Origin of the sequence: Streptomyces palmae (assembly GCF_004684805.1) — a bacterium.
GTDB lineage: Bacteria > Actinomycetota > Actinomycetes > Streptomycetales > Streptomycetaceae > Streptomyces > Streptomyces palmae.
Genome location: NZ_SRID01000011.1, coordinates 1 through 23,703, shown reverse-complemented (window position 1 = coordinate 23,703; position 23,703 = coordinate 1). Strand labels below are relative to the sequence as shown.

Here is a 23,703-nt window from a genome sequence, read left to right as displayed (position 1 = left end):
GCTTCCCCGCCCATGGCGCGGGCGGAGGGTGTATCGTGAGCGGATCTGGCAGCGGATCAAGGAGATTCCGACGTGGTGGGTGAAGACGACATCTCGGGGTGAGCCCCGGGTAGGCAGGCCGCCGGCTGGTGCATGAGGGCATCGGGGCGGTCATCTCGTCGTCCCCTGATTCCGTCCTCTGGGTAGAGCCCTGATCGGGCGCCCGTCTCCTTGTACGAGGTCTTTTCCATGTCTCTCGCCTCCATCACGTGCACCAACCTGTCCTTTTCCTGGCCCGACGACACTCCCGTCTTCGAGGACCTGTCCTTCACCGTGCCCAGGGGCCGGACCGGCCTGGTGGCGCCCAACGGCTCCGGCAAGAGCACCCTGCTCAAGCTGATCGCCGGTGACCTGCGCCCCTCCTCCGGCGCGGTGTCCGTCTCCGGATCCCTCGGCTACCTCCCGCAGAACCTGCCGCTGGCCGCGGACCTCACCGTGGCCGAGGTCCTGGGGGTCGCCGAGGTGATCCGGGCACTGAACGCGGTGGAGTCGGGCGATGTCGCGGAGGAGCACTTCGCCACCATCGGCGACGACTGGGACATCGAGGAGCGCACCCGGGCGCAGCTGGACCGGCTCGGCCTCACGGAACTCACCCTCGACCGCGGCCTGCGCACCCTCAGCGGCGGGCAGATCGTCTCCCTGGGCCTGGCGGCCCAGCTCCTCAAGCGGCCCGATGTGCTGCTGCTGGACGAGCCGACCAACAACCTCGACATCGACGCCCGGCACAAGCTCTACGACGTGCTGGAGGAGTGGTCGGGCTGCCTGCTGCTGGTCAGCCACGACCGCGCGCTGCTGGACCGGATGGAGCGCATCGCCGAACTCGACCGCGGGGGGCTGCGCCTGTACGGCGGCGACTTCACCGCCTATGAGGAGGCCGTACGGGCCGAGCAGGAGGTGGCCGAGAAGAACGTCCGCAACGCCGAGAAGGAACTCAAGCGGGAGAAGCGGGAGTTGCAGCAGGCTCGGGAGCGTGCCGAGCGGCGGGCCGGCAACGCCTCCCGCAACCTCAAGAACGCGGGTCTGCCCCGTATCTTCGCCGGGAACATGCAGCGGGGCGCGCAGGAGTCGGCGGGGCGCGCGGGGCAGATGCACGCCTCGCGGGTCAGTGCGGCCAAGAACCGGCTGGACGAGGCGGAGCGCGCGGTCCGCGACGAGCAGCGCATCACGCTGGACCTGCCCGACACCAACGTGCCGGCGGGCCGCAACCTCTTCCTCGGCCAGGGTCTCCAGATCGGTCGCGGCGAGCGCGCCCTCTTCGGCACGGAGGGCGTCGACCTGACGGTCCGGGGGCCCGAACGCATCGCGCTGACCGGCCCCAACGGCGCCGGCAAGACCACGCTGCTGCGCCTGCTCGGCGGCGACCTGGCGCCGGACGCGGGGGAGGTCAGGCGGGCCGATGGCCGGGTCGCCTACCTCTCGCAGCGGCTGGACCTGCTGGACGCCGACCGGAGCGTCGCCGAGAACTTCGCCGTGTCCGCCCCGCACCGCACCGAGGCGGAGCGGATGAACCTCCTGGCCCGCTTCCTGTTCCGCGGCGCCAAGACGCGGCTTCCGGTGCACGCGCTCTCCGGCGGGGAACTGCTGCGCGCCACCCTGGCCTGTGTGCTGTGCGCCGAGCCGGCCCCCCAGCTGCTGCTGCTGGACGAGCCGACGAACAACCTCGATCTGGTCAGCGCCGGGCAGTTGGAGAGCGCGCTCGCCTCCTACCAGGGTGCTTTCGTCGTCGTCAGCCATGACGAGCCCTTCCTGGCCCGTATCGGCGTCCAGCGGTGGCTGCGGCTGGCCGACGGCACGCTCACGGAGGTGGGCGCGCCCCAGGAGTGACGCCGCGGGGCGGGCCCGCCCCGGCCACCAGTCGGGCCGGGGCAGGGCCGCCCGGTCAGCCCCTTCGCCACTGAACGCCGGGGCGGCTCGCGGCCCGGGCCGGGGGCGTCCGCCGTGCGGCGGATCGCGGCCCGGTGGGCGCCGGGCCGTCGGGGCTGCCCGCCCGGGGACGGTCCGGTGGCGACGGGAACCTCGGTCGCGGGCCATCCGGCGGCGAGGACCGCCGCCCGCCCGTGCGGCCTTCCGGTGAGCCCGGCGGCGTGCCATGCCTCCCCGAACCGTGTTGGGCCGAACGGAGCAGTGGCGGTTTGGGCCCGGCGCCGACAGGGCTACAGAGCACACGCCCGCAGTTGGGCCTGCCCGAGGAGACCCGATGGTGCAGTTGGACCGAGCGCGGCCGGACCCGGGAGCCGAGCCGGACCCGGACCGCCGGTACCGGACCGGTGTCCGGATCAGGGAATGGCTGACCACCACCGACCACAAGACCGTGGGCAATCTCTATCTGGTCACCGCCTTCGCCGTCTTCCTGTTCGGCGGGGTGATGGCGATGCTGATGCGGGCCGAGTTGGCCCGGCCGGGCCTCCAACTGCTCTCGAACGCGCAGTACGACCAGATGTTCACCTTGCACGGCACGATCATGATGCTGCTGTTCGCGACGCCGATGTTCGCCGGGTTCGCCAACGCGATCATGCCGCTGCAGATCGGCGCCCCGGATGTGGCCTTCCCCCGGCTGAACGCCCTGTCCTACTGGCTCTACCTGTTCGGCGGGCTGATCGTGGTCTCCGGCCTGGTGGTGCCCGGCGGAGCCGCCGCCTTCGGCTGGTTCGCGTACTCCCCGCTCACCAGCGCGGTGTACTCCCCCGGCGCCGGTGGCGATCTGTGGGTCATGGGGCTGGTGCTCTCCGGGCTCAGCACCACGCTGAGCTCGGTGAACTTCGTGGCCACCATCGTCTGCCTGCGCGCCCCGGGGATGACGATGTTCCGGATGCCCATCTTCACCTGGAACATCCTGTTCACCTCGATCCTGGCGCTGCTGGCCTTCCCGGTGCTGACCGCGGCGCTGCTGGCGCTGGAGGCGGACCGGAAGTTCGGGGCGCGCATCTACGATCCGGCCAACGGCGGGGCGCTGCTCTGGCAGCACCTGTTCTGGTTCTTCGGCCATCCCGAGGTCTACATCGTGGCGCTGCCCTTCTTCGGGGTGGTCACCGAGATCGTCCCGGTGTTCAGCCGCAAACCCGTCTTCGGCTACACCGGGATGGTCGGGGCCACCATCGCCATCACCATGCTGTCCGCGGTCGTCTGGGCGCATCACATGTTCGCCACCGGGGCGGTCCTGCTGCCGTTCTTCTCCCTGATGTCCTTTCTGATCGCGGTGCCCACCGGGGTGAAGTTCTTCAACTGGATCGGCACCATGTGGCGCGGCAGCCTGTCCTTCGAGACCCCGATGGTGTGGGCCGTGGGCTTCATGGTGACCTTCCTGCTGGGCGGACTGAGCGGGGTGCTGATCGCCTCGCCGCCGCTGGACTTCCACACCACCGACAGCTACTTCATCGTGGCGCACCTGCACTACGTGCTGTTCGGCACGGTGGTCTTCGCGATGTTCGGCGGCTTCTACTTCTGGTGGCCGAAGCTGACCGGCCGAATGCTGGACGAGCGGTTGGGGAAGATCCACTTCTGGCTGCTGTTCGTCGGCTTCCAGACCACCTTCCTGGTCCAGCACTGGCTGGGTCAGCAGGGCATGCCGCGCCGCTACGCCGACTACCTGGTCTCCGACGGCTTCACCACGCTCAACACCGTCTCCTCCATCGGGGCCTTCCTGCTGGGGCTGTCCACCCTGCCGTTCCTCTACAACGTCTGGCGCACCGCCCGGTACGCGCCGCCGGTCGAGGTGGACGACCCCTGGGGGTACGGCCGCTCGCTGGAGTGGGCCACCTCCTGCCCCCCGCCGCGCCACAACTTCACCGCGATCCCGCGGATCCGCTCCGACTCGCCGGCCTTCGCGCTGCACCATCCGGAGATGGCCGAGCACCCGGAGCGGTCCCTGACCGCCGGCGGTCCCCGTTCCGGTGCCCCGAAGGAGCGGCGCCCATGAAGCAGGAGGCCGCGCTCTTCGCGGGTGTCGCGCTGTTCTTCGTGATCAGCGACATCGGGTACGCGCTGTTCTCCGGCCCGGAGCCGGCCGGTACCGCGGCCCTGACGGTGGCCGCCCTGATGTCCTCGCTGATGAGCTTCTTCTACCTGGTGAACTACCGCAAACGGGGTCTTCGCCCGGAGGACCGCAAGGAGGCGGACATCGTGGAGCGCAGCGGGGTGCTGGCCTTCTTCCCGCCGTCCAGTGCCTATCCGGTGGCGACCGCGCTGGGTGCGGCGCTGACCGCGCTGGGGGTGGTCTTCGGCCTGTGGTTGTTCCTGATCGGGCTGGTCCCCCTGCTGTGCGGGGTGCTGGCGCTGGCCTTCCAGTACCTGGGGCACGAGGGCTGAGATCAGTCTTGGGTGTCCGCGGCCCGTTCGGTCGGTTCCGCGGCGTCCTGGGGCGCGGGCCGCCGGTCGACCGCGGGCCGCGGAAACTCCACCCGGTCGCGGTAGTACCAGCTGCTCAGCGCGGTGCGCAGGCGCTGCCGGCGGGTCAGCGGGCCGGCGTCGGCGGGCGGGCTCAGCGGCTCCGGCACCTCTCGGCCGATCAGCCGGGCGCGGTGCCGGGCGCCGAGGGGGCGGTGGGCCTCGGTCAGATGGCCGTAGGGGCTCTGCGCGACCATGCCGGTCTCCTCGCCCTGGGTCAGCAGCCGGCGCTCGTGCGCCTGCATCGCCAGGCAGATCCGTTTGGTGATCATGAAGGCGAGCGGCGGGCCGGCGAGTACGGCCACCCGCAGGATCCAGGTGAGGGTCTCGATCGACACTCGGAAGGTGTAGGCGATCACGTCGTTGCCGCCGGCGATCAGCAGCACCGCGTAGAAGACGATGCCGGCCACTCCCAGGCCGGTGCGGACCGGCCGGTCCCGGGGCCGGTCGCACAGATGGTGCTCCCGCGGGTCCCCGGTCACCCACTGCTCGAGGAAGGGGTAGAGGTACAGGGCCAGGAACAGCGCCGCGGGCAGCAGGACGGTGGGTACCAGGACGTTCCACATCAGGGTGTGGCCGGCCACCGTGTTCTCCCAGGGCGGCATGATCCGCAGTCCGCCTTCCAGGAAGCCCACGTACCAGTCGGGCTGGGCGTCGGAGGAGACCTGGTCGGTGCGGTAGGGGCCGTAGCTCCAGACCGGGTTGATCTGGGCGATCGCCCCCATCAGCGTCAGCGCCCCGAAGACCAGGCAGAACCAGCCGGTGGACTTCGCGGCGAACTGCGGGAACATCGGCTGGCCCACCACGTTGCGCTGGGTCCTGCCCGGCCCGGGCCACTGGGTGTGCTTGAGGTAGAAGACCAGCACCAGATGGGCGGTGATCAGCGCGATCAGCAGCCCGGGGATGAACAGCACATGGATGATGTACAGCCGCGGGAGGATGGAGTGCCCGGGGTAGGAGCCGCCCCACAGGAAGAAGCCGAGTTCCGTGCCGACCACCGGGATCGACATCACGATGGTGTTGGCGGTGCGCATCCCGGTGCCGGAGAGCAGGTCGTCGGGGAGGGAGTAGCCGCAGAAGCCCTCCAGCATGGCGAGCGCCAGCAGGGTCACGCCGATGACCCAGTTGCCCTCCCGGGGCCTCCTGAAGGCTCCGGTGAAGAAGATCCGGAGCATGTGCACCAGGATCGAGGCGACGAAGACCAGCGCCGCCCAGTGGTGCGTCTGACGGACCAGCAGCCCGCCGCGGACCTCGAAGCTGATGTGCAGGGTGGTGGCGTACGCCTGGGACATCCGCAGGCCGCGCAGGGGAGCGTAGGCGCCGTCGTAGATCCCGGTGGCCATGCTGGGGTCGAAGAACAGGGTGAGGTACAGGCCGGTCAGCACCAGCACCATAAAGCTGTACAGCGCCATCTCGCCGAGCAGGAAGGACCAGTGGTCCGGGAACGCCTTGCGGAGCAGCGCCCGTCCGCCCTCGGCGGCCGGCAGCCGGCGGTCGAGCGCGATGAAGCCCGCGGTGGCCCGTTGCCCGGCGCGCGCCCGGGGCGCCTCCTTTCGCTTGCCGAACAGCATGGACCACGCTCCCAGTCGCATCCCTCGGGTACGGCTGCCGCTCCGCACCGCGGCTTATGGGTAACCGAGGGCGCGGTGCGCCACCCGCGCCGGGCGGAGGATTCGCCGAATGGGGTACCCGGCGGCCTGCCGCGGGGTGGGCTCGGTCGGGCCGCACCGCGCTCGGCGGCCTCGGGGAGCGGCGAGTGCGCCTGACGGGCCGTCCGGTGGCGCCGTGGATCGGCGAGCCCGCCGGGGCCCGCGGAAGACCTTAGGCCCAGGGGGTGAAATCCCCGGCGGCCTGGGGAGTCGGCCCGTTTCCCGCCCGTCGCGGCGCGCCCGACCGCATACATTTCGTCATATATTCTCCGGCACCGCCGGGCGTGACCCCCGGCGCCCCGGCAGCCTCACACGCTCCCCAGCCCTGGCCTCTCGGTGGAGGAACCATGACAGCGACGGACACGGGCGCCCGGCTGGACGCCCCGCAGAGAACCCTGCTGGACCTGCTGGCCGGTGTCTCCGCCCGGGCCCCACGGCAGGTGCTGGTCCGCGCGCCGGAGGATGGCACGCCCATCACCACCTGGGAGTTCGAGGAGAACGTCCGGCGTGTCGCCAAGGGGCTGATCGCCGAGGGAGTACGTCCCGGGGACCGCGTGGCGGTGCTGGCGCCGACCGGCTACGAGTGGTTCGTCGCGGAGTTCGCGATCCTGGCCGCCGGCGCGGTGGCGGTACCGCTCTCGCCCGCCGCGCCCCCGGCCGAGCTGGCACGGATCCTGGACGAGTGCGCGGTGGTGGGGCTGTTCGCCCAGGCGCCCGGCCTGCTGGAGCGCGCCGCGCCGTTGCGCTCCCAACTGACCGCGCCGGCCCGCATCTGGCCGCTGACCGACGGCACCTTCGCCGAGCTTGGCGCCCGCGGGGCGGCGGTCCGGGAGCCGGAGCTGACCGGCCGACGGGCGGACACCGCGCCCGGGAGCCTGGCCGCCCTCCAGTACACCGCGGGCACCGGGGGTCGGCCCAAGTGCTGCCGGCTCACCCACGGCGGCCTGCTGGCCCAGGTCCAGGGCCTGGTCGCACGGCTCGGCCCGCCGGACCGGCTCGCCGACCGGGACGGCACCGCGCGCACCGTGCTCTCGCTCCCGCTCGCCGGAGCGTACGGCCGCGTGGCGCAGCTGGCCTGCCTGGCCGCCGGAGTGGAGATCAGCTACTGCCCCGACCCCCAGCGGCTCCCGGAGCTTCTGCGGGAGGTCCGCCCGACCCTGCTCCTGGGCGCCCCCGAGCTCTTCGAGCGGCTCTACGAGGCGGCCCGGATCTCCGCGCAGACCCGGGGCCGGGCCCGTTCCTTCGCCTCCGCGGGACAGCTGGCGACCGCGTTCAACCTGGCGCAGCAGCACGGCAGACCGGGGCTGAACCTCCGGCTGCGGCGCGCCGTGCTCAACCGGCTGGCGCTGGGCGAGCTGCGCGCGGGGCTCGGCGGCCGGGTACGCCTGGCGGTGTCCGGCGGGGCGCCGCTGGGCGAGCGGATGGCACGGGTCTGGCAGGGGGCGGGCGTTCCGGTCTGGGAGGCGTACGGTCTGAGCGAGGCCGGCGGGTTGGTCTCGCTGAACACGCCGGACGCGGGCCGGGTCGGGTCGGTCGGCAGGCCGCTGCCCGGCGTCGAGGTGCGGATCTCCGACAGCGGGGAGGTGCTGGTGCGCGGCCCGGTGATGTGCGCCGGGTACGGGACCGGTCCGCAGGCGGAGGCGTTCGGCGACTGGTGCGGCACCGGCGACACCGGATACCTGGACGCCGACGGCTACCTGTACCTCACCGGCCGCACCGAGGAGCCGGTGATCGCCGGCTACCGCAGGCCCACCGTGCCCGCCCCGCTGGACGACCGGGTGCACGCCCAGCGGCAGCAGGCGGTCCCGGTCGAGGGCGGTCTCCGCCCCGGCACATGACCCGGCGCGGGGCTCCGCGCGCCCCGCGCCGGGTCGCGCCCCCGCGGGGTGGTCAGCCGGTGGTGGGGCGCGGGACGGGCCAGGTCGGGTGGAACTCCACGATCTCGGCCGTCGCCGCACCGCGGGCCACGAACGGGTCCGAGGCGAGCGCGGCCTCGACCTCGGCGCGGTCGCCCTCGACCACCATCAGGCCGCCGGTCCGCGGTTCCAGGCGGCCCGCCAGCCGCACCATGCCGCGGGCGAAGAGGCCGTCGGGGTTGGTGTAGTGCGCCTCCTTGAGCTCGTCGATCACGTCGAGCGGGGCGATGTAGGTGAGTGTGATCAGGAACATGACCTCAGCCAAGCACCCGGGCCCTCCGTCGCGCCAAGACCAGTTCCTCACCCTGCCATAGGATGAGCCCTATAGCCGCAGGTGGAGGTGGGTGTGCAGTGGGTGCGTACGGACTCGGTGGGCCGGATGCGCTGTCCGGGGTGGAGCTGCGGCAGCTGCGCGCCTTCGCGGTGGTCGCGGAGGCGGGCACCGTCACCGAGGCCGCCCGCCGGCTGCGGGTCGCCCAGCCCAGCCTGAGCCAGCAGATCGCCGGACTGGAGCGGCGGGTCGGCGCCACGCTGTTCCACCGCGGGCCGCGGGGTGTGGAGTTGACCGAAAGCGGGCGGGCGCTGCTGTCCGGCGCCCAGCGCGCCTTCGCCGAGCTGGAGGCGGCGCTGACCGCGGCGCGCGGTACGGCTCCGCCGGTCCGGATCGGGCTGTGCCACGGCGTGCCGGACCGGACCCTGGACCTGGTGGAGGAGCTGGTCGCCGGCGCACGGCCGGCGGAGCCCGGCTACGAGCAGCTGACCACGGCCGAGCAGGAGGCCCGGCTGCGCGCCGGGGAGCTGGCCCTCGGTGTGCTGCGACTGCCCGTGGCGGAGGCGGGCCTGCGGCTGCGCACCCTCGGCGAGTTCCCGCTGGGGGTGGTGCTGGACCGCGCCCATCCGCTGGCCGGACGGTCGGCCCTGGACTGGCCGCAGCTGGCCGGTCAGCGGCTGCTGTGGTTTCCGGCCGCACGGGCACCCGGCTACGCGGCCGCGCTGCTCGGGCACCTCGCGGAGCGGGGCTGGACGCCGGAACTCACCGTGCCCGAGAACGCCGGGCACACGCTGTTCCGGCGCGCGCTGCGCGGCCGGCGCGACCTGGTCGCCCTGCGTCCGCGGCACACCGCCGAGGACGACCCGCTGCTGACCTGGCGCCCACTGCCCGATCCGTTCCACGAGACCCTGGCCCTGGCGGCCCTCGCGGACGGCCCCTGGGCGCGGCTGCTCGGTGGGTGACCGCGCGGCACGGCGAGGCCGGTCGGCCGAGCGCCGTCCACTCGGCGGGCCCGGCCGGTCGGCGGACCCCGCCGTGCCGCATCCGCGCCGTCAGGCGAGGGTGACCAGGTCCCGGTACTCCTCGCTCCACAGGTCCTCGTCGGCGTCCGGCAGCAGCAGGACGCGTTCGGGGCGCAGGGCGTCGATGGCGCCCTCGTCATGGGTGACCATCACGATCGCCCCCGGGTACGAGCCGACCGCGGCCAGCACCTCGTCGCGGGAGGCGGGGTCGAGGTTGTTGGTGGGCTCGTCCAGCAGCAGCACATTGGCGCCGGAGTGGACCAGGGCGGCCAGCGCCAGCCGGGTCTTCTCGCCGCCGGAGAGGACCTCGGCCCGCTTGTCGGCGTCCTCCCCCGAGAACAGGAACGCGCCGAGCACCCGCCGCACCTCGCCGTCGGTCAACTGGGGTGCGGCGGCGGCCAGGTTCTCCCGGACGGTTCGCTCCCGGTGGAGGGTGTCGTGCTCCTGGGCGAAGTACCCCAGGCGCAGCCCGGGTCCGTGCACCACCCGCCCGCCGTCCGGCCGCTCGGCGCCGGCGAGGATGCGCAGCAAGGTGGTCTTGCCGGCCCCGTTGAGCCCCAGGACCACCAGTCGGCTGCCCCGGTCCACGGCCAGGTCGACGCCGCGCAGCACCTGGTGGCCGCCGTAGGACTTGGCCAGGCTGACCGCGCCGAGCGGCATCCGTCCGCAGGGCGCCGGTTCCGGCAGCCGGATGCGGGCGGCCTTCTCGGTGCGTCGGGCCGGCTCCAGGTCGGCGAGCATGCGGTCGGCGCGCCGGGCCATGTTCCGGGCCGCCGTGGCGGTGGCCACCCGGGCCCGCATCCGGTCCGCCTGCGCGTGCAGCGCCGCCGCCTTGCGCTCGGCGTTCGCCCGCTCCCGGGTGCGGCGCCGCTCGTCGGCCGCGCGCTGGGCGAGGTAGGTGTGCCAGCCGGTGTTGTGGACGTCGAGGGCGGCGCGCTGCGGGTCGAGGTGCCAGACCCGGTTGACCACCTCGGCCAGCAGCGCGGCGTCATGGCTGATCACCACCAGGCCGCCCCGGCGGGTGGCGAGGAAGCGGCGCAGCCAGGCGACGGAGTCGGCGTCCAGGTGGTTGGTGGGCTCGTCCAGCAGCAGGGTGCCACTGTCTCCGGCGAACAGGATGCGGGCCAGCTCCACCCGCCGCCGCTGGCCGCCGGAGAGTTCGCCGAGCGGTCGGCCCAGTACCCGGTCGGGAAGGCCGAGCCCGGCGGCGACCCGGGCGGCCTCGGCCTCGGCCGGGTAGCCGCCGGCGGCCTGGAAGTCGGCCTCCGCCCGGGCGTAGGCGTTCATGGCCCGGTCCAGGGCGGCGGGGTCGGCGGCGGCCCGCGCCATCGCGGCCTCGGCGGCGCGCAGCGCGTGCAGGGCGCGGTCCAGGCCGCGGGCGGACAGGATTCGGTCGGTGACGGTGGCGGCGGGGTCCGCGGCCCGGGAGTCCTGCGGCAGGTAGCCGACGGGCCCGGTGCTGGTGATGGTCCCGGCCGCGGGCCTGGTCTGCCCGGCCAGCGCGGTCAGCAGGGTGGTCTTGCCGGCACCGTTGCGGCCGACCAGGCCGATCCGGTCGCCGGCGGAGACGGTGAGGGAAAGGTCGGACAGCAGCAGGCGGGCGCCCGCGCGCAGCTCGAGGCCGCGAACAGTGATCATGGAATGACGCTCCGAAACAGCGAAAGGACACACTTCTGGCGTGGAAGCGGGTCCTTGGCTAGGAAATTCGGGGCGTTGACATGGCGGCAGGGTAACCACGGCCCGCGCTCGGCGGCCACTTGTTTTCCGCCGGGGCCCTGGGTGCGCCCCGGCGCGGTCGCCGGGTACGGCGCCCCGGTCGGCCTGGCGCGCGGGCCGGCCGGGGTCGGTGCGGGCCGTCAGCCCAGCGGCGCCCGCTGGGGGGCTCGGGCCCTGGCGAGCAGGGCGTGCGGTTCGGCTCCGGCCTGGAGCCCGGGGAGCAGGAGCTGCCAGAGGTTGGCGAGCCGGTCCTCGATCAGCAGCCGGCTGTCCAGGGCGTCGGAGACGGTGTGCAGGCCGAAGAAGGCGGCGACCAGGCTGTGCGCGTCCCGGCGGGGGTCGCGGTCCGGGGCGAGGTCTCCCTCGTCCCGCGCCTGGGCGAGCATGCCCTCGACGGTCTCGATCCAGTCCGTGAAGGGCGGTGGCATGGTCACCGCGATGCCCTTCCGCTCGGCCCACAGCCGCGCTCCCGCGCGGACCACGATGTCGTCGCGGAACTCCCTGGCCACCGCGAAGCTCAGCCGCACCAACCGCTCCAGGGCCGGCGTGCCGGCCGTCTCATGGCGGGCGACCAGGCCGGGCCAGGTGGCGAAGTGCGCCTCCACCACCGCCAGTGCCAACTGCTCCTTGTTGGCGTAGTGGAAATAGATGGCGCCGCTGGTGCGGCCCGACCGTTCGCTGATGTCATTGATACTGGTTCCGGCGTACCCCCGTTCGTAGAACAGTTGAGCCGCCGCTTCCAGAAGAGCTCTACGCGTCGCTTCCGCACGCTCCTGCACGTATGTCCCCTCGTCTGGGCGTATGGGCTGTCGGGGGGAATCTACTGGTGCCGCCGGGACTTCACGATGCCCAGGCATGCGGAATCGGCAATGGTGTTATTGCCTTTAATTCATGATGCACACACGGCAGGCGGCACCGGACACCGGCGATTCCCGCTCCGGCTTGTTGAGCTGGTCGCGCACGGTCGAACGGGAGTTGGTGCACCGTGCGTCGGTGGCCGAGGTACTGCTGACCGATGTGCACATGTGCGGGCCCGGGGAATTCCTGGCCGCCGCGGCCTGGACGCGCTCGCACCCCACCTTTCGCCGGGGCCGCGACGATCGGCACAGCCCCTGGATGGTCGTGGAGACGCTGCGCCAACTCGGCATCTACATTCCGCTGCGGTACTACGCGGTGTCCGCCACCGCCCGCTTCCTGATCACCGATGTCGCCTTCACCCTGGACCCGGCGGCCGAGCCCCGGGCCCGGCAGGCGGCCAGCGAGATCACCTGCCGGGTGTCGGTCGACGGCGTCCGTACGCCCCGGGGCCGCCCCGCCCCCGCCGGACTGCGGATGCGGGCCCGCTTCTCGGTCGGCGGCCGGGCGTTCGCGGTGGCCTGGGGCGGGGCGCGCTTCGTGGACGCCGCCGCCTACGCGGTCCTGCGCGCCGGAGCCAGGACCGCTCCCCCCGGCGGGGCGCGCCGGCGGCCGCGGCCCGCGGCCGCGGGGGTGGAGTCGCCCGCCGACGTGGTGCTCAGCCTGGGGCGGACCGGCCCGCTGATGGATGCCGCCGACCCCCGGCACCCGTTCCTCTTCGACCACGGCAGCGACCATGTGCCCGGGATGGCCCTGCTGGAGGCGGCCCGGCAGGCCGTCGCCCTGCACAGCGCCGGGCATTTCACCCGACCGACTGCCTGTCATATGAAGGCACTGCGTTTTACGGAGCACTCGCCGCCGGCCCGTGTCGAATGCGTCCAACACGACCGGACCAGCGTCTTCCGTTTTCGTCAGGGTGATTCCGCGACGGCGGTCGGAGTGCTGCGTTACCGGTGAACCGTCACCCACATGTACGTATTGCGACGAGATTGCTCCACGAAATCCACGAACTCGCGTAACGTTCATTATGTTTCGGTTTCCGGGGACGTTCTCCGGCGGACAGCGGGAATCGCTGCCCGGGCCCGAACCTCCCCTGTCCGGTGCGTACCGGCCGATGCCGTACGCCATCAAGCGCCTCTTCGCGCCAGGGAAATCCAGTAGCCCTCCGGACGGCCACGAACCGGCGGTTCGCGTCGCTCTCCGTGGACTTCCGCACCCGAAAAGGAACGGCAGGCACATGACAGTTCATCGTATTCTCGACTGGGCGCCGAAGGCCATCGTCTTCGACTGCGACGGCACCCTGGTGGACACCGAGCGGCACTGGGTGGAGGCGCGCGAGCTGGTCCTGCGGGATCACCGGGTCACCCCCGACGCGGCGTTCGCGGAGAGCGCCAAGGGCCTGCACTACACGGAGTGCGGGGTGCTGATGGCGCGCATCGCCGAGCGGCCCGACCTCACCGAGGAGATGACCCGGCAGCTGCTGGAGAGGTTCCGGTCCCTGGTCGCCCAGGACCCGGCGGCCACCCCCGGGGCCAGGGAGCTGGTCACGGCCGCCGCCCGGTCGGTTCCGCTGGCGGTGGCGAGCAACTGCCCGCTGGACGTGGTGGAGTTCTGCCTGGAGTCCATCGGGCTCAGACGACGCTTCCAGCATGTCGTGGTACCGGCGGAGGGCATCGCACCCAAGCCGCATCCCGATGTGTACGCCATCGCCGCCCAGCGGCTGGGGGCCGACCCCGCCGACACCCTGGCGGTCGAGGACTCGTACTGCGGGCTCCAGGCCGCGCACCGGGCCGGTCTGCGCACCCTGGGCGTCGGCCGGCAGCCGGGTCAGGACGCCGTCGACCTGGCCGATCTGTGGGTGGACACCCTGGACGACGCCCGGGTCACCGCTTGGGCGGCACGTTGGACCGATGAGCCGGTGCCCGTCGGTCGGCCTCCCTCGGGTTCCCGCCCGGTGCCCCCGCCGAGCGGTCCGTCACCCGAGGAGATCCGGACGGTGACCGGTCACAGTGCCGCCTCTTCCCTGCCCGGCCGGCCCGGCTCCACCAGCTGAGCCCGCAGCGAGGTCACTCGTGCGTTGGCCGTGCTGAAGAAGAGGGCCACCCCGACCGCTCCCGGGTCGGGGACCCCTGAAGCGCGCTCACCCAGGTAGCTGGCCCTGCCTCGGTGGGCGCGCAACAGGGCGGTGCTGTGCACGCCCTGCCAGCTGCCCCGGGCCGCCGCGGCCAGCGCCTGGTCCGGCCGCGTGCCCGGCGGGCAGTGCCGCAGCTCCTCGACGGCCGGCACCAGGGCGTCGACCAGGGTCTTGTCACCCGGTTGGGCCTCGCCGACCCGCTGGATGGCCGCCAGCCCGGCCGCGGTGCCCGCCGCCAGGGAGTGGACGTCCAGGGCCGGACCCGCCTGGGCCACGGCGTCGGCGAGTTCCTGGAACAGCAGGCCGAACAGCGGTCCGCTGGTGCCGCCGACACCGTCCAGGAAGGTCCGCGCGGTCGCCTCCAGCGGCGCCGACGCGGGCAGCGGGCCGGCGGGCAGGGCCCGCAGCTCCCGCAGGGTGAGCGCGAGGCCGGTGCGCAGGTTGGTCCCGAAGTCACCGTCCCCCGCGCGCTGGTCCAGCCGGGTCAGTTCGGGCTCAGTGGCGGCGACAGACTCCGCGAAGCGCCGAATCCAGGCTCGGGTGTACGTCCCGTCGTATTCCATCTCGGCAGCTCCTGTCGCCGGTCTCCCTGCCCTGACCACGCCGGGGTGGCCGCGGGCGCGTCGAACAGCTCGACCACCTCGGTGTCGGCCGCGAGGAGGGTGAGGGAGAAACCTCGCATGTCCAAAGAGGTGGCGAAGTCGCCCACCAGACTGCGGGCGAGCACCGCACCGCGGCGGTCCAGGGCGGTGGCCAGCTCGTGGAGGACCGCGTACAGCTCCAGCCGGGTGGTCGATCCCAGCCCGTTGACCAGGGCGATGATCCAGGATCCGCGGCCCAGGCCGGCGGACTTGAGCACCGCGTCGGTCATCCGCCTGACCAGGGCGCGCAGCGGTTCCTGCCGCACCGACCGGTCGGCCCGCTCGCCGTGCAGGCCCACGCCGAACTCCAACAGGCCCGGGGTCAGCTCGAAGGCCGGCAGTCCGGTGGCGGGCAGGGTGTGGGCCCTGGAGGCCACCGCGATGCTGCGGCAGCGCTCGGCGAGCGAGGCTCCCAGGGCGGCCAGGCTCTCCAGGCCCCGGCCGCGGTCCGCCGCGGCCCCCAGGATCTTCTCGATCAGTACGGTGGCACCGGTGCCGCGCCGTCCCACGGCCACCGATTCCGACTCCGAGGCCAGGTCGTCGTCGACCACCACCCGGGCGCAGGGGATACCGCGGTGGGCGAGGCGTTCGGCCGCGATCCCGAAATTGATCTTGTCGCCGGTGTAGTTCTTGACGATGTGCAGGACGCCGTCCTCGCCGGCGACCGCGCACGAGGCCTCGAAGACCTGCCGGTTGTGCGGGGAGGCGAAGACCAGCCCGGGGCAGGCCGCGTCCAGCATGCCCGCTCCCACGAAGCCGATGTGCAGGGGTTCATGGCCGGAACCGCCGCCGGAGACCAGCCCCACCCGGCGGGCCGCCGTGGGCCGCACCGCCCGGATGAATCCGTGCTCCGCGTCGTAGGCGACGAGACCGCGATGGGCTCGGGCGAAGCCCGCGAGCGCGTCGGGGACCAGTGAGTCCGCTGCGTTGGCGAAATACAGGGCCATGGCCGCTCCTGAGTCCATGAATACCGCAGAGCTCGTGAGGCCGTTCCGTCGTAACGCCATGGTGCGGGCGCCCCCGGGCATCGGCAACTCGCACCGGTCTGACCTGGGGGTTCCGCGGTGTCCCCGCCGATCTTCGGCCCGAGGGGCCGCGGTCGCCCCGAGCAGGCCCGGCGGCGCCGGCCCGCATCGGGGCGGCCCGGTGGTTCCGTACCGCCGGACGGGGGACCGGCGCGCCGCGGCGGGCGGCGCCAACGGATCCGGGACCCTCGCCCCTTCCGCCACCTGCCGGACACGCCGCCTCCGGGGCCCTCGCCCCCACCGGCATCAACCCGACACGCCGGCTACCGGGCCTCACCCCCAACCGGCGCCAACCCGACACACCGGCTCCGAGGCATCGCGCCCCCACCGGCACCAACCCGACACACCGGCTCAGGGGCCTTGGCGGCCCCCATCGAGGTCTGCCGGGCACACCGCCCGCCGGGCTGGGCACGCCCGGGTGCTGCCAGGGCCCGCACCCGGCCCCGCCCGCGGGACCGGGTCCCCGAAACCGCCCCCGAGCCCGCGGCCCGGGGGCGGTCACTGGTGCCGCGGCCGCCGGGTCAGGCGGCGGTCCGGGCGCGGAACAGTCCGACGCAGCCGCGTACCACCAGGCGGTGGTCGGCGAAGTTCCGCTCCAACTGGGCGCGCAGGTCGTCCAGGTGGTCCTGCTCGTTGTGGAACACCCCCTTCTTGTTGAGGGAGCGCATCGCCGAGCGGCCGAGCCAGGACACCGGGACGCCCTCGGAGAGCACGGTGCTTCCGAACACCACGCCGCCCGGGCGCACCGCCGCGGCGGCGTGCTTGAGCACCACGCCCTTCTCCCGCAGGTTGCCCGGGATGCAGTGCAGCAGGTAGTTGAGCCCCACCGAGTCGAAGGAGGCGTCGGGCACCGGCAGCGGGTCCAGGGCGTTGGCCTGGATCTTGTCGACCCGGTACTGCGGCAGCCGCCGTGCCACGTGCTCGAGGGTGTGCGGGTTCAGGTCGCACAGGGTGATTTCCGGGTCGCGGGCCGGGAACCGGGTGTTCGCCAGCAGGTAGCCGCTGCCGACCCCGATCTCCAGGTGCCGGGCGCCGACGCTCGCCGCGTACAGCCGCAGGATCCGGCGGCCGGAGCAGCGCCAGGCCAGCGGTGAGGTGCCCTTGTAGACGACGGTGTCGTACCAGTCGAGCCGCCGCGGCAGGTAGGCGGCCTGCCCGTCCAGGACGTTCTGGTCCACGGCAGCGGCCGGGGCGGTTCGGTGTTCCTCGTTCATCGGTTCTCTTTCATCGGGGGTGAGTACGCGTTCGGGTGGCTCAGTCGCGGCCGGCGAGCCAGTCGCGGACCGCCCGCAGGGCGGAACCGCCGTGCTCGCCGAGCACGGTGAAGTGGTTTCCCGGCACGTCGACCGGGGTGTGGGGGGTCTCCCAGGTGGCGTGCCAGTCCTCGGCCGGGAAGCCGGGGAGCGGCTCCGCGGCCCGCAGGTGCAGGGTGGGCGTGGCGATCGGGCGGGGACGCCAGTCGGCGAACAGCCGGGAGTAGCCGCCCATCGCGGTGAGGGCCTCGTCGCCCCAGGACTCGCCGCCCAGCAGCATCCCGGCCCCGCCGTCCAGCAGCATGCGGCCGATCTCCTCGTGGATGCCGGGCAGTGCCGCGTGGCTGGGCCAGTGGCTGTCCAGCAGGACCACGCCGGCCGCGGGGGTGCCCTGGTCCTCCAGGTGCGCCGCCACCTCGTACGCGATCCAGCCCCCGGAGGAGTGGCCCAGCAGCACGCCGGGGGCGCCCTCGGTGATCTGCGCGATGTCGGCCGCGTGCAGCCGGACCAGGGCGTCCAGGTCGGCGGGCAGCCGCTCGCCGGCCCGGAACCCGGGCGCGGGCAGGGCCCACAGCTCCTGCTCGCCCCGGACGCCGGCGGCGAGCCGCGCGTACTGGTGGGCTCCGGAGACCCCGACGAAGGCGGGGAAGCACAGGACGCGCGGCCCGCCGGCCCCGTGGGACAGCCGGACCCCGCCGACGGCCCGGCCCGCCCCCTCGGGCGCGGTGAAGGTGCGCCGGAACCGGGAGGCGGTCTCCAGCAGCTCCTGGAAGGGGCCGAACTCGCCGAGTTCGCCCGCCCGGTGCATCAGGGTGCTCAGCGCGCCCTCCGGACCGGGATCGGTGCCGGTACCGGTACCGGTGTCCTCCGCGGCGCCCGCGGCCTCGGGCGGCTGGGGTGCCTGGGCCTGCTGGGAAGGTGCGGCGGCGGGCTCGGGGAGGTCGTCCGGCAGCTCGTCCAGTGCGGTGCGCAGCTGGTGGGTGAGGGCGGTGAGCGTGGGGTGTTCGAAGACCAGCGTGGCGGACAGCGGCAGGCCGGTGGCCGCGCGGAGGCCATTGCGCAGCTGGACCGCGGTGAGGGAGTCGAAGCCCAGCTCGGGCAGGCCCAGGCTGCTCTCGACCGCCTCGGTGTCCGGATGGCCGAGCACCGCGCTGATGTGGGCCACCAGCAGCTCGCGGACCAGCCGGTCCCGTTCCTCGGTGGAGCGGCCCACCAGGCACCTGCGCCAGGTGGCGGGCTCCTCGGCGTCCTCCGGCGCGGTGCCGGACCACTGCGCCTCGGCCGTGGGCGCCGGGGTGTGGACGCCGTCCAGCCAGTAGCGCCGCCGCTGGAAGGCGTAGCTGGGCAGCGCGACCCGCCGGGGTGCGAAGGGCGCGTACACCGCCTGCCAGTCCACCGGGGTGCCGCGGGTGTGGGCGTGGGCGAGGGCGGTGAGCGTGCTCTCGACCTCCGGCCGGTCGTCGCGGAGTACCGGTAGCGCGGTGGCGGTGCCGCTCTGGTCGGCCAGGCAGTCCTCGATCAGGCCCGACAGTACGGCGGTGGGGCCCAGTTCCAGGTAGGTGGTGACCCCCTCCGCCTCCATCCGCCGGATGCCGTCGTGGAAGCGCACGGTCTCGCGCAGATGGCGCACCCAGTGCTCGGGGGTGCTCGGGTCGGGGTCGGCGAGGTTGGATACCAGCGGGATGCGCGGGGCGTGGTAGGTGAGCCCCTTGAGGATCCGGCCGAACTCCTCCAGCACGCCGTCCATCAGCGGCGAGTGGGAGGCGCGCGGAATCCGCAGCCGGCGGGTCTTGCGGCCCTGCGCGGCGAGTTCGGCGGCGATCGCGGTGACCGTCTCGTCGTCGCCGCTGAGCATGGTGGCGTTGGGTCCGTTGATGGCGCCGATGTTGGCCAGGTGCTCGTGTCCGACCAGCAGCGGCAGCACCTCCTGCTCGGTGGCCCGGACGGCGTACATCGCCACATCGGTGGGGGTGGCCTCCAGCAGCCGGGCGCGGGTCACCACCAGGGTGCAGGCGTCCTCCAGGGAGAGCACCCCGGCCACATGGGCCGCGGTCACCTCGCCGGCGGAGTGGCCGCCGACCCGGTCGGGCACCACGCCCCAGGACTGCAGCAGCCGGGCGAGCGCCGTGCCGAGGGCGAACAGTCCGGTCTGGGCGTACACCATCTGGTCCAGTGCGGCCAGCGGCGAGCCCTCCTCGGCGAAGAGCACCTCCAGCAGCGGTCGCTCCAGGTGGTCGTCCAGCTGTGCGCTCACCTCGTCCAGGGCTTCGGCGAAGGCCGGGAAGGTGCGGTACAGCTCCTGGCCCATCTGCTGCCGCTGGCCGCCCTGTCCGGGGAAGAGGAAGGCGGTCCTGCCGCCGCCCGCGACCCCGCGCAGCACCGAGGCGGCGATGCCTCCGGAGGCCAGCGCCTCCAGCCCGGCGAGCAGCTCCTCCCGGTCGCCGCCGACCACGGCGGCCCGGTGCTCCAGGGCGGCACGGGTGGTGGCCAGCGAGTAGCCGAGGTCCACCGGGTCTACGGCGGGGTGGGCGGCGACATGGTCCCGCAGCCGTGCCGCCTGGGCGCGCAGCCCCCGGGCGCTCCGGGCGGAGACCGTCCAGGACACCGCCGCCGGCGCCGTGCGGTCGCCCGCGGTGCCCTCCCGGCCCTCGCAGCCGTCCGGGGCGGGCGGCTCCGGGACGTGCTCCAGGACGACATGCGCGTTGGTGCCGCTGACGCCGAAGGAGGAGACTCCGGCCCGCCGGGGCCGCTGGCTGTCCGGCCACGGTATGGACTCGGTGAGCAGCGACACCGCGCCCGCGGACCAGTCCACGTGCGGGGTGGGCTCGTCGACGTGCAAGGTCTTGGGGAGCACCCCGTGCCGCATCGCCATCACCATCTTGATCACGCCGGCGACTCCGGCGGCGGCGGCGGTGTGGCCGATGTTGGACTTGACCGAGCCCAGCCACAGCGGGCGGTCGGCGGGCCGGTCCTGGCCGTAGGTGGCGAGCAGCGCCTGGGCCTCGATGGGGTCGCCCAGGGTGGTGCCGGTGCCATGGGCGTCGACCGCGTCCACCTCACTGCCCGTCAGCCCGGCGTTGGCCAGCGCCTGCCGGATCACCCGCTGCTGGGAGGGGCCGTTCGGGGCGGCGAGGCCGTTGCTGGCGCCGTCCTGGTTGGTGGCGGTGCCGCGGATGACGGCCAGCACCGGGTGGCCGTTGCGGCGGGCGTCGGAGAGCCGCTCCAGCAGCAGGATGCCGGCGCCCTCGCCCCAACCGGTGCCGTCCGCGCCGGCGGCGAAGGCCTTGACCCGGCCGTCCGGGGCCAGACCGCGCTGCCGGCTGAAGCCGATGAACGCCTGCGGCGTGGTCAGGATGGTGACTCCGCCGGCCAGCGCCAGCGAGCACTCTCCGGTGCGCAGCGACTGCGCGGCCAGGTGCAGCGCGACCAGCGAGGAGGAGCAGGCGGTGTCGACGGTGACGGCGGGCCCTTCCAGGCCGAAGGTGTAGGCGATCCGGCCGGAGACCACGCTGGCCGCGGTGCCGGTCATCAGATAGCCCTCGATGCCCTGCGGAGCGCTCAGGGCGAGGGTGGTGTAGTCGTGGCCGCTGCAGCCGGCGAAGACCCCGGTCCTGCTGCCGCGCAGGCTCTGCGGGTCGATGCCGGCCCGCTCGAAGACCTCCCAGGAGGTCTCCAGCAGCAGCCGCTGCTGGGGGTCCATGGACAGCGCCTCGCGCGGGTTGATCCCGAACAGGGCGGCGTCGAACTCGTCGGCGTCCTTGATGAACGCGCCACGGGTGACATAGGTCTTGCCGGGGCGGTCCGGGTCGGGGTCGTAGATCGCCTCCTCGTCCCAGCCGCGGTTGTCCGGGAAGGAGGTGACGGCGTCCTCGCCGGCCGCCAGCAGCCGCCACAGCTCCTCCGGTGAGGCGGCGCCGGCCGGATAGCGGCAGGCCATGGAGACGATGGCGATGGGGTCCTGGTCGACCGGCCCGCCGGCCGCGGCGACCGGCACCTCGCCGCCGGCGGTCTCCGCACCGCCCTCGATCCGGGTCAGCAGCAGGCGGCCCAGGGCCTCGGGGGTCGGGTGGTCGAACACCACGGTGGCCGGCAGCCGCACACCGGTGGCGGCGCTCAGCCGGTTGCGGAGCTCCACGGCGGTGAGCGAGACGAAGCCCAGCTCGTTGAACGCCCGCCCGCGGTCGATGGGTTCGGTCCGGCCCAGGACCGCGGCGGCGTGCGCCTCCACCAGGTCGGTCAGCATCCGCGGCCGCTCGGCGGCGGGTCGCGCCGCCAAGCGCTCGCGCAGCTGGGCCGCCTGGGAGCCGAGCTGCTCGGCGGCCTCGTCCGACCGGGCCTCGGGCAGCGCGGCCAGCAGCGGGCTGGGCCGGGAGGCGGTGAACAGCGGGGCGAAGCGCGCCCAGTCGATGTCGGCGAGCAGCAGCGAGGCCGCCGGGCCGGTCGGTGTGGAACGCAGCGTGTGGAGCGCCGAGTGGACGGGCAGCGCGGTCCAGCCGCCGCCCGCCGCCTGGGCGGCGGGTTCGTCGGCCGTCCAGGGGCCCAGGGCCAGCGAGGCCGCCGCGGCCCCGCCCGCCCGGCGCCGCCGGGCCAGCGCGTCCAGGTAGGCGTCCACCGCGGCCTGGCGACCGCGCCCGGGCACGCCCAGGGTGCCGGCGCTGGAGGTGAACAGGACGAAGGCGGACAGCTCCCGGTCGGCGGTGAGCCGGTGCAGCTGCCAGGCGCCGGCCAGGGTCCGGCGCACCGCGAGGTCGGGGTCGGCCGGGTCCGGTGCGGTGCCCTCGCCGGTGCCGTCCACCGCGGTCGCGGTGTGCAGTACGGCGGTCAGCGGACGGTCCGCGGGGATCCGCGCCAGCAGTGCGCCGAGCGCCTCGGGGTCGGCGAGGTCGCAGTGGGCGGCGGTGAGTTCGGCGCCCTGTGCGGCCACCTCGACGTACAGCGGCTCCGGAAGGTCGGCCGCCCCCGGGGTGCGTACCAGCAGCAGCCGGGCGGCGCCGTTGCCCGCCAGCCAGCGGACCGCCTCGATGCCGAGTCCTTCGGGGCCGTCGGTGACCAGGACGGTGCCCTCCGGACGCCAGCCCTGTTCGGCCGGCGCGTCGGGGCGCGGGGCCCGTACCAGGCGGCGGACGTACAGGCCGGTGTCGCGCACCGCGAGCTGGTCCTCGCCGGTGGTGCCGGTGAGGACACCGGTCAGCCGGGTGAGCGCCGACTCGGCCGGCTCGGCCGGCAGGTCGAGCAACCCGCCCCAGCGCTCGGGGTGTTCCAGCGCGAGGGTCTGACCCAGGCCCCACAGCGCCGCCTGCTCCGGGTCGGCCGCCCCGTCCTGGTTCCGGACCGCCATCGCCTCCCCGGTGGCGCACCACAGCGGCGCGTCCAGCCCGGACTCGTCGAGCGCCCGCACCAGGGCCAGCGCGCGTTCGGCGGCGGGTGGCAGCCCCGCCCCGGGCAGCGGGTCGGCACCGTTCGCGGCGGGCAGCAGCAGCAGTCCGCTCACCGGCGGCCGTCCCTCGGCGGCGGCGAGCAGCCGCGCGGCGAGGTCCGCCGGCCCGCTCCTGGCGCCGTCCTCCAGCAGGACCTCCGCCGCCTCGGCGCCGGCCCGGGTCAGGGCCGCCCCGATCGCGGCCGGCCACCGCGGGTCGGCTCCGGTGGGCGTGAGCAGCAGCCAGGTGCCGGAGAGTACGGAGGTGTCGGGGTCCTGGGTCCGCGTCCAGTCGACGCGGTAGCGCCAGGCGTCCGTCACGGCGCGGTCGCGGTGCAGACCGCGCCAGGCGGTCAGCATGGGCAGCACCTGGTCCAGCGCGGCGCGCTGCTCGGGGTCGGCGACGTCCAAGGCGGCGGCGAGCCGGTCGGCGTCCGCCTGGTCCACCGCCGCCCAGAACCCTGCCTCGGCCGGGGTGTCGGCCGCCGGGGTGCCGGCGGGTGCGGCAGTGGTCTCCACCCAGTAGCGCTGCCGTTGGAAGGCGTAGGTGGGCAGGTCCAGGTGGGCGGTGCCGGGCAGCAGCAGCTGCCAGTCCACCGGGAGGCCGTGGACATGGGCCTGGGCGAGCGAGGTCAGTACCCGTCGCAGCCCGCCCTCGTCACGGCGGAGCGAGCCGACCACGACGGCCGGTGCGCCGGCGTCCTCGGCGGTCTCCTCCACGGCCACGGTGAGCACCGGGTGCGGGGTGCACTCGACGAACGCGCCGTGCCCATCGGCCAGCAGCTGCCGGATGGTGGGCTCGAAGCGGACGGGCCGGCGGAGGTTGGTGTACCAGTACTCCGCGTCCATCACCGCGGTGTCCAACACCTCACCGGTCACCGTCGAGTGGAACGGCACCTCGGACGCCCGCGGCGCGATCCCCGCCAGGTCGCCGATCAACCGCTCACGGATCCGCTCCACATGCTCCGAGTGCGAGGCGTAGTCCACCGGAATACGACGGGCCCGCACCCCCACCGCCGTCTGCTCCTCGACGATCTCCTCGATCGCCCGCGCGTCACCGGCCACCACCGTCGAGGACGGACCGTTCAACGCCGCCACCGACAGCCGCCCGTCCCAGCGGACCAGCAGCTTCTCCACCTCCGCCACCGGAAGCGGCAACGAGGCCATCCCGCCCTCACCCGCGATCTCCAACAACGCCCGCGACCGCAAGGCCACCACCCGCGCCGCATCCTCCAGCGACAGGGCACCCGCCACACACGCCGCCGCGATCTCACCCTGCGAATGACCCACCACCGCCGCCGGCTCCACCCCCACCGAGCGCCACACCCGCGCCAACGACACCATCACCGCCCACAACGCCGGCTGCACCACATCCACCCGCTC

The 23,703-nt window shown here is 73.9% G+C and carries 15 protein-coding genes; 7 read left to right on the top strand and 8 right to left on the bottom strand.

Translation table 11 applies throughout. The features are described 5' to 3' along the window. Positions 1-228: 228 nt before the first annotated feature. The 3 genes from abc-f (at position 229) to ctaF (ending at position 4,344) form a co-directional block, all read left to right on the top strand. A complete protein-coding gene (gene abc-f / locus E4099_RS02570; RefSeq protein WP_135337244.1) occupies positions 229-1,863 on the top strand; it encodes a ribosomal protection-like ABC-F family protein in 1,635 nt (544 codons plus the stop codon). A 373-nt stretch (positions 1,864-2,236) separates the two neighbouring features. After that, entirely contained in the window at positions 2,237-3,955 is a 1,719-nt protein-coding gene (ctaD, locus tag E4099_RS02565) for an aa3-type cytochrome oxidase subunit I (RefSeq protein ID WP_135337243.1), read from the top strand. Further along, a complete protein-coding gene (gene ctaF / locus E4099_RS02560) occupies positions 3,952-4,344 on the top strand; it encodes an aa3-type cytochrome oxidase subunit IV (RefSeq protein WP_135337242.1) in 393 nt (130 codons plus the stop codon). Before ctaD ends, ctaF begins: the two co-directional genes overlap by 4 nt. Before the next feature lie 2 nt (positions 4,345-4,346). On the opposite strand, the gene qcrB is transcribed toward ctaF, so the two are convergent. Continuing rightward, positions 4,347-5,993, bottom strand: a complete 1,647-nt coding sequence (qcrB, locus tag E4099_RS02555; protein ID WP_135337241.1) for a cytochrome bc1 complex cytochrome b subunit — start codon at positions 5,991-5,993, stop codon at positions 4,347-4,349. A gap of 425 nt (positions 5,994-6,418) precedes the next feature. Here qcrB and E4099_RS02550 point away from each other — a divergent pair, with 425 nt between their 5' ends. Beyond that, positions 6,419-7,909, top strand: coding sequence for an AMP-dependent synthetase/ligase (locus E4099_RS02550; protein WP_135337240.1), 1,491 nt, complete (start codon positions 6,419-6,421; stop codon positions 7,907-7,909). Between the two features lie 52 nt (positions 7,910-7,961). Here the strand turns inward: E4099_RS02550 and E4099_RS02545 are convergent, their stop codons facing one another. Then, a complete protein-coding gene (locus E4099_RS02545; RefSeq protein ID WP_135337239.1) occupies positions 7,962-8,240 on the bottom strand; it encodes a YciI family protein in 279 nt (92 codons plus the stop codon). Positions 8,241-8,338: 98 nt separating this feature from the next. Between E4099_RS02545 and E4099_RS02540 the strand changes: the two genes are divergently transcribed. Beyond that, on the top strand, positions 8,339-9,220 hold the full coding sequence (locus E4099_RS02540; protein WP_245244528.1) for a LysR family transcriptional regulator: 882 nt from the start codon (positions 8,339-8,341) through the stop codon (positions 9,218-9,220). A 90-nt stretch (positions 9,221-9,310) separates the two neighbouring features. On the opposite strand, the gene E4099_RS02535 is transcribed toward E4099_RS02540, so the two are convergent. Next, positions 9,311-10,918: an ABC-F family ATP-binding cassette domain-containing protein gene (locus tag E4099_RS02535; RefSeq protein ID WP_167828276.1), complete on the bottom strand. Its 1,608-nt coding sequence runs from the start codon at positions 10,916-10,918 to the stop codon at positions 9,311-9,313. Positions 10,919-11,136: 218 nt separating this feature from the next. Beyond that, a complete protein-coding gene (locus E4099_RS02530; RefSeq protein ID WP_135337237.1) occupies positions 11,137-11,775 on the bottom strand; it encodes a ScbR family autoregulator-binding transcription factor in 639 nt (212 codons plus the stop codon). A 112-nt stretch (positions 11,776-11,887) separates the two neighbouring features. On the opposite strand from E4099_RS02530, the gene E4099_RS02525 reads away from it, so the two are divergent. Then, entirely contained in the window at positions 11,888-12,808 is a 921-nt protein-coding gene (locus E4099_RS02525; RefSeq protein WP_245244527.1) for a ScbA/BarX family gamma-butyrolactone biosynthesis protein, read from the top strand. Between the two features lie 280 nt (positions 12,809-13,088). Then, positions 13,089-13,904 carry an HAD family hydrolase gene (locus tag E4099_RS02520; protein WP_135337236.1) on the top strand — a complete coding sequence of 272 codons (816 nt, stop codon included), beginning with the start codon at positions 13,089-13,091 and terminating at the stop codon, positions 13,902-13,904. On the opposite strand, the gene dhaL is transcribed toward E4099_RS02520, so the two are convergent. The 4 genes from dhaL to E4099_RS02500 all read right to left on the bottom strand — a co-directional run. Further along, entirely contained in the window at positions 13,856-14,548 is a 693-nt protein-coding gene (gene dhaL / locus E4099_RS02515) for a dihydroxyacetone kinase subunit DhaL (RefSeq protein WP_135337235.1), read from the bottom strand. The genes E4099_RS02520 and dhaL overlap by 49 nt on opposite strands. Next, positions 14,470-15,573 (bottom strand): dihydroxyacetone kinase subunit DhaK, encoded by a 1,104-nt coding sequence (locus E4099_RS02510; RefSeq protein WP_135337234.1) that lies wholly within the window; start codon positions 15,571-15,573, stop codon positions 14,470-14,472. Before E4099_RS02510 ends, dhaL begins: the two co-directional genes overlap by 79 nt. A gap of 599 nt (positions 15,574-16,172) precedes the next feature. Then, the gene (locus E4099_RS02505) at positions 16,173-16,865 is read right to left on the bottom strand and encodes a class I SAM-dependent methyltransferase (protein WP_135337233.1); all 693 of its coding nucleotides are present in this window, start codon (positions 16,863-16,865) and stop codon (positions 16,173-16,175) included. A 40-nt stretch (positions 16,866-16,905) separates the two neighbouring features. Further along, a partial coding sequence (locus E4099_RS02500) for a type I polyketide synthase (RefSeq protein WP_135337232.1) occupies positions 16,906-23,703 on the bottom strand: 6,798 nt, incomplete at its 5' end.